At 39.8% G+C, this 6,821-nt stretch carries 8 protein-coding genes; 3 read left to right on the top strand and 5 right to left on the bottom strand.

Going from position 1 to position 6,821, the window contains the following annotated elements:
- From JFC10_RS14955 to JFC10_RS14640, 3 genes are all read right to left on the bottom strand, one after another.
- A partial coding sequence (locus JFC10_RS14955) for a tetratricopeptide repeat protein (protein WP_406947888.1) occupies window positions 1–212 on the bottom strand: 212 nt, incomplete at its 3' end.
- A gap of 93 nt (window positions 213–305) precedes the next feature.
- Window positions 306–1,520, bottom strand: a complete 1,215-nt coding sequence (locus JFC10_RS14635) for an IS256 family transposase (protein WP_198333466.1) — start codon at window positions 1,518–1,520, stop codon at window positions 306–308.
- Window positions 1,521–1,689: 169 nt separating this feature from the next.
- The gene (locus JFC10_RS14640; protein ID WP_198333467.1) at window positions 1,690–2,514 is read right to left on the bottom strand and encodes an OB-fold protein; all 825 of its coding nucleotides are present in this window, start codon (window positions 2,512–2,514) and stop codon (window positions 1,690–1,692) included.
- A gap of 305 nt (window positions 2,515–2,819) precedes the next feature.
- On the opposite strand from JFC10_RS14640, the gene JFC10_RS14645 reads away from it, so the two are divergent.
- Window positions 2,820–3,338: a plasmid replication DNA-binding protein gene (locus tag JFC10_RS14645; protein WP_198333468.1), complete on the top strand. Its 519-nt coding sequence runs from the start codon at window positions 2,820–2,822 to the stop codon at window positions 3,336–3,338.
- On the opposite strand, the gene repM is transcribed toward JFC10_RS14645, so the two are convergent.
- Both repM and JFC10_RS14655 read right to left on the bottom strand, forming a co-directional pair.
- A complete protein-coding gene (gene repM, locus JFC10_RS14650; protein WP_198333469.1) occupies window positions 3,318–4,262 on the bottom strand; it encodes a replication initiation protein RepM in 945 nt (314 codons plus the stop codon). The two genes, JFC10_RS14645 and repM, sit on opposite strands and share 21 nt — an antisense overlap.
- A gap of 272 nt (window positions 4,263–4,534) precedes the next feature.
- A complete protein-coding gene (locus tag JFC10_RS14655) occupies window positions 4,535–5,032 on the bottom strand; it encodes a hypothetical protein (protein WP_198333470.1) in 498 nt (165 codons plus the stop codon).
- Window positions 5,033–5,292: 260 nt separating this feature from the next.
- Here JFC10_RS14655 and JFC10_RS14660 point away from each other — a divergent pair, with 260 nt between their 5' ends.
- Both JFC10_RS14660 and JFC10_RS14665 read left to right on the top strand, forming a co-directional pair.
- A complete protein-coding gene (locus tag JFC10_RS14660) occupies window positions 5,293–5,658 on the top strand; it encodes a plasmid mobilization protein (RefSeq protein ID WP_198333471.1) in 366 nt (121 codons plus the stop codon).
- Complete coding sequence (locus tag JFC10_RS14665; protein ID WP_198333472.1) at window positions 5,648–6,799, top strand: relaxase family protein; 1,152 nt, start codon at window positions 5,648–5,650, stop codon at window positions 6,797–6,799. The genes JFC10_RS14660 and JFC10_RS14665 overlap by 11 nt, the downstream gene beginning before the upstream one ends.
- The last annotated feature ends 22 nt before the right edge of the window (window positions 6,800–6,821 follow it).

Raw genomic sequence — 6,821 nt, forward strand, 5'->3', positions numbered from 1 at the left:
TTTGTGTACCAGTCAAGTGCTTTGGTATAATTCTGAGGTACGCCTTCGCCATTGTAGTACATCACGCCAAGGTTGGTTTGGGCTGAAGCGACACTTTGGTTGGCTAAACGTTGAGTTTCATCAAAATCTACCGCGCAGGCTGATAGAGAAAGCATTGCTACTGTTAAGCACAAGGTTGATTTACGTATCAATGAGGTATTAAGAAAGGTCATGGCTTGACTCTGTTGATTAATTTTTTTAGTTCTATATTTATGTGGCGATAATATAATAGCAGGAGACCATCCCAGATTCTGTGTAACTGCCATTTAGATTAAATGCTTACTGATACGGTCATCAAACATAATCATAAAACGATTCAGAGCAGACGTCCAGTTACGAATCGGCATCGACCACTTTTTAGACGCCTGCTGGGTGGCTAAGTACACCACTTTGAATGCTGCCTGATCAGATGGGAACACCTTACGCTTATTCACTGCCGTCCGAATCACACTGTTTAGCGACTCTATCGCATTGGTGGTATAAATCACTTTTCTGATGTCTTTAGGATACTCAAAGAACACCGTTAAGCCTTCCCAGTTATTGCGCCAAGACTTGACCACGTGCGGGTAATCTTTGCCCCAAGTCTCATCAAAGTGCTCAAGATTGGCCTCTGCCATCTCAAGGGTATCAGCGCCGTAAATGGCCTTTAAATCAGCCGCTACGGCCTTTTTATCCGTCCACGGCACAAACTTCATTGAATAGCGCACCATGTGTACGATACACAGCTGAACCTGAGCGTTGGGATAAACGGTGTTAATGGCATCAGGAAAGCCCTTTAGACCGTCGACACAAGCGATTAAGATGTCTTGAACGCCACGGTTTTGTAGCTCGGTAAGAACACCTAGCCAGAACTTAGCACCTTCATTCTCTGATAGCCACATACCAAGCAGCTCTTTTTTACCACTAAGATTGACGCCTAGGGCTAAGTAAATGGCTTTGTTGATGATCTGCTTGTCTTGACGTACTTTGACGACAATGCAGTCTAGATAGACGATAGGATAAACACTGCTCAATGGCCGGTTCTGCCATGCAGTGATGTCCTCTAAGATGTTGTCAGTGACTCTTGAAACCAAGCTACTTGAGATATCGACATCGTAGAGCTCTTTAATGCTCTCTACGATCTCAGTGGTGGTTTGACCCTTGGCGTAAAGGAATATGATTTTATCATCGAGACCTGAGATACGGGTTTGATGCTTACTAACGAGTACAGGCTCAAAGCTGCTATCAAGGTCTCTTGGGGTAGATATCTCAAGATCGCCTGTGTCACTGCGGACGGTCTTTTTAGTGTGTCCATTGCGCTTATTAGGCTTATCCGCCTTTTCATGCTTGGGATAGCCGAGATGATCTTCCATCTCAGCTTCAAGGGCAGTGTCGATAAAGGATTGCATGAGCTGCTTTTGGAAGTCTTTAATGTCATCGAAGCTTTTCATGCTACCAGCCATCTGCTGGGCCAGTTTCTTGATGTCGGGTTGAGTAGTCATTGCTTATTCTCCAGTTAGTGGATTATAAGCAGTTACACAAAGTTTGGGAAAGGCTCAATAGCAGATACATACCAAGCCCTTACGGCTTCTCTTTACTTAATTCTTCTCTATACATATAACTGACTTTAAAACGACAGTTATATGTAATGTGCCACACTGTCAAAAAAAATTAATCAAAATAATCTGAGTCGGCTGAACTATTACCATCTACATAAGTTGTATTATATGGCTCTGTTTCAACATCATTCTGGCTCTTTGACTCACTTTTAGTTATAGCTGCATAAGCTTTTATTCTTTCTTGTTCAGTCTTTTCTCTTATTTTTCTATCTTTTTCTTCCCTTGCCTTTTCAGCCGCCTTCCTACCTTCTACCTCCTCTTCCCTTGCCTTTTCAGCCGCCTTCCTACCTTCTACCTCCTCTTCCCTTGCCTTTTTATCCTCCTCCCTGGCTTTCGCTTCAGCAGCTCTGATTGCTATTCTCTCAGCATCCCTTTCAGAGTTTGTCTTGAGATCAAAAATACAGTCTGTAAGAATGTTATTATCAGTTGAGAATTCATCTGAATAGCACAGTAAGGTTATTTCATCGTATGTACTTTCAAGCTTAGCTGCCTCAGACTTAAAGTCTTTCCCACCCTTAGCGTATACACCCACGCCTTGAAAAAAAAAGTCAGCAAGATATATGATGCCATCACCATCTGGGGCAATATCTACTTTTAAAGGTGAGTCTGTTATTTCGATTAACTTGCCATCATACAATGCTTTGGCACGTATAGAATTTGAATTATAACGGTTATACAACCCGCTTGCGCTCACTTGCACTCTAGGTTCATTGTAGTTACGATGAGATGCTGCATCTTCCTCACTTATTTCATCATAACTATCTGTAGTGCTTTGTTCTTCATCATAACTATCTGTAGTACTTTGTTCCTGATTTATAGAATAATATATTCCAATAGATATAATTATTACAATTGTCCACAGCAAAAAATTTCGCATGTTAAAACACTCTTTATATTATAAAATTTCTAATTTCATTATGGATACATATTACAATATTATCCTAAATATAAAATCTCAGCTGACTAAATTACTAATTATCGCTCTGAGTAATCTGGCAATTCAACACCAGCCGAATTGGCAGCCCCCACCCACTTAATGAATGATTCAGTCTTCCTTACATTTATTAAGGTCTTTCCTCATAGTTAGGTTAGTGCGATAGTTGTTCACTGAACGTTCTGAACAGTTGTATTGTACAGACATTAAAAACGTACTTGAACACTAGGTGAACAATGATCATATCAGTGACGAAAGCAGCAAAAGAGTGGGGTGTATCAAGAACAACGATCTATCAGAAAGTCAATGATGGCGAGCTTTCTAGAAATTCAGACAAGAAAATTGATACTGCGGAGATGCTTCGAGTATTTGGCGAACCTGTTTCCAAAAAACGTACTGAACAATCACTGAACACTTCTAATAATACGCATTTGAACAGTCAGACTGTTCATTCTTGTACAGCGCTTGAACACCAGTTAGAGCTAGAGAAGTTAAAAAACGAACACCTACGACAACAGGTCAGTGATCAAAAGCAGTTGATAGAAAACTACCAACAACAGATTGGCCAGCTAAATAAGACGCTGGAGAAAGCCAACGCCAGTATTCATGATTTTGCACAAGTAAGACTGCTAGAGTTCAAGCAATTTGAACCCGACGATGAGCCACAGGCCGAACAAAAACATAATAATGAGACAACCGATATCGCCGAAAAGAAGAAAAGACGGTGGGGGTTTTTAAACATCTCTTTAGTAAGGCCGAAAACCTAATTTATCTAGGTAGGGCATATAAAATGCATGCTTACTTTCATCTAATAGCTCTATTTCGATCCGCGCAGCAAACGCCTTATAATCCTCACCTTGCCTAGCATAGTTAGCCAACTCATTCATTTCCGATAGCTTAGCTGCAAAAACACCTCTTTGCTTATCTGTCATTTTTAAGGGAGTGAGCATATCAGGCGTATCGCCATCTCTCTTTATGCCTGTCACTTTCTCAGGCTTAGTTTTTATTTTGAATTTAAACGTAAATCCAATAATTCTACGGCCTTCTTTGTGCTGCTCATAAGTCGCTGTAATATTGGTATTATCATTAATCTCATTAATAGCATGGTCTAAGACACGATTTTTGAAATTACCCATAGTTTTATATTGGTGTTCTTCGATACCCAAACGAGTACGTAAATTTTCAATTGTAATTGGAGGGGTTTTACCAACACTACTCCACTGCATTAATATTTCAAAGATTCGCAATGCGTAGATGCTATTTAAGTCTTTTATTTGTTGTAATTCGTATTCTGTATATTTCTCACTAAGTCTTGTTATGAGAGGAATAACATCGTTTCCAAACATAACCTCTACATACCCACCTCCCTCACTATATGAAGCACGTTGCACAAATCTAGACTTATTTATCTTGTCACGTCCCTTCGAATCCTTATCAGTCCAAACAAACTCGCTTTCATAAAGACTCTCACAAGCAGACTTTAGTGAACGATAAGCAGTAGTTTTATCACATTCAAAATGCTTCCCATAATCAGACGCTTTAATACGGTGGATACCTCCAATTTCAGACATACTTCCCTGTTCTCTCGCTTCAATAATAGCTAAGATAATTACACGCTGAGCGACTAAGTTAATCGCATAGCCCGATTCAATAAACGCATTAGCTTTGCTTACTATGCTAGTTTTTGTCATATAAAATCCATATAAATATACTTCGTATAAAACATTGTATATATATATACTTAGATTGTAAATAGGTATATCTATGGGTGTATAAACGTATATCTATGGGTGTATAAACGTATATCTATGGGTGTATAAACGTATATCTATGGGTGTATAAACGTATACTTATCTAGCCGAAAAGCCTTGAATATAAAGAGATACAGCTTACTTAAAAGCTTTTAAAAGCCTTAAAAACATTAAAAACCTTTTTGATTATAAATAAGTATTGAAAAAGCACTCTAAGCTTCAGTAGATTGTTCTTCCCTTAACTCATAGTCTTCTATCCAGTACTTAATAAACAGATCTAAAGTCTCTCTATATGCTTTGGGATCACTCTTAACCACAGATAATACCAATTGAGCCAGTTCCTTATTTTGCTTACGATCCTTAGAAGCGAATATACTTAGCTTTCCTTTGTTAAAATTAATACCCATAAGTTTAAGCACTTGGTCAGCACTGTACGACGTTAAAGAATGTTCATTCAAATGCATATTATCGTGCTGTCTCTTTTCTATTGTTTTAATATTAGGCAAGTCACTAAAAGCGTGCCATAACTCCTTTCTCTTATCATTCGATAACTCCTTTAAATTGTAAAACCACATCACCTCATTCAAATTTCCCATGTTATCTATAATTCTTAGGAAGAAAATAATTGCATGACTTCTCGCTGTTCTTTTTAGGTTAACACGCTTCATGTTTTCCACTCGATTCTGATTCTTCTGCTTGACATCTTCCATTACTAAACCCTCTACAAACAATTAGTGAAAACTCACTATAGACAATAACAAAAACCATCTACCTACAATAACTATAAACCATCTACAGACAATAGACTAAAAATGGCATTATATCAATCCAATTATTTTATGATATTCTTAAGCCAGCAGTCACAGGAGGGGGCTATTTATTACTACGTAATAATTATCCTATCCCTCATGTGAGCTGGTTAAGGGGAGACCCCTTAAAACCCCCAAAAACTCTTACCTAGGTAATCGTTATGATTGAGCCAAAAACTGCCGTTCTTGACAAGAGAGCCAAGCGAAATAGAGAGATTGCAATTCGCGTCAATGACTACGAACTTGCTGAGATAAAAAAAAGGAATCGTGAAAATACGGTGGCCAGTTGGTTACGAGGATTGGCATTAGGGGTTACTCCTGTTAAGCCAGTTGATCCTGAATTGGTGCGTCAGTTGGGTAGAATCGGTAGCAATCTTAATCAGCTGACCAAGCATGTGAATATCGAAAAGCACGTTGATTCTGAGGTATTGGATGAGATTAAGGCGATTAGGAAGCAGTTGCATGCGCTGATAGAGACCAGTATCGAATACTCAAAGGTAGCCGCGAGGGATAGTGATGATTGTTAAGTTCTCTAAGCATGGTAAGGGCAAAGCGAGTGGCGTTTTAGATTACCTTCTTAAAGAGAAAGGGAGTAAGGGTACTTTGGTGCCTAGAACGCATGCAAAAGTGCTGTACGGCGATCCTGTGCTCACTGAGCACCTAATTAACACGACCTCTCACAAGACTAAGTATAAGTCAGGGTACTTATCTTTTAGTGAACGTGCGGATGAGATTAGTGAAGCCGATAAAAAGCGCATTATGCAGGAGTTTGAAGCGGTCATATTCTGCGGGTTAGAGAATGATCAGTACGATATTCTATGGGTTGAGCATGCGGATAAAGACATTGATGACGCTCATCCTGTCGGACGACTGGAGCTGAACTTTGTGATTCCCTGTCAGGAGCTACGATCAGGTAAGTCGTTTCAGCCGTACTATGAGCCAGCAGATCAAAAAAGGGTGAACGCTTGGAAAAATATTATCAATTCAGAAGTCAAAACCATTAAGGGTGAGCCGTTAAGTGACCCTAATGATCCTGAGCGTAAACGCTTAGTGAACCCATACAGCAGTAATGCGCCACGCCCTACGCCTTTTGATATGAAAGCGTATACGAAAGAAGATGCTGATAAGGATGAGGAGGTTATCGCTAATCCTCCTAGCCGTAAGCTGTTGGAGGAGGCTATTAAACGTCGCTTATTGCTAGATTGGCAAGAGGGTATCGCTATGAATCGTCGGAGGGTGTTAGGTCGGTTGGAGCAGTGGGGCTTGAAGATCAATCGAGGTAATAGTGAGAAGACGTTATCGGTGACCAGCAGCAAGTTAACCGATAAGAATGGTAAGCCAATGGGTGTTAGGCTCAAAGGCGGTATGTTTGAAAGAGGGTTTGATGGTCTTCGCTTTCAACCACATAACAAAGAACGTGAGCATTCTATATACGATCATAGGGTTAGCAGAAATGAGCGCAAACAGTCAGATGAGACGCTGCTAGCCACTGGAATAAAAATCAAGGAGGCTTATCATCAGGAGAGATACAAGAGTTCAGCTACGCTTGAGCCGTTGGTATCAGACAGGGTAGTTGAACAGGAGCTAGAAGTATCTAAGCCAACCACTACAGAGAATTATTATAAGAGTTTCAGATGTAGTGGCATAATAAAATTGGACAGCTGCTAAGAGGTTATACTAACCCAAAGAA

Origin of the sequence: Psychrobacter aquimaris (assembly GCF_016107525.1) — a bacterium.
Lineage (GTDB): Bacteria > Pseudomonadota > Gammaproteobacteria > Pseudomonadales > Moraxellaceae > Psychrobacter > Psychrobacter aquimaris.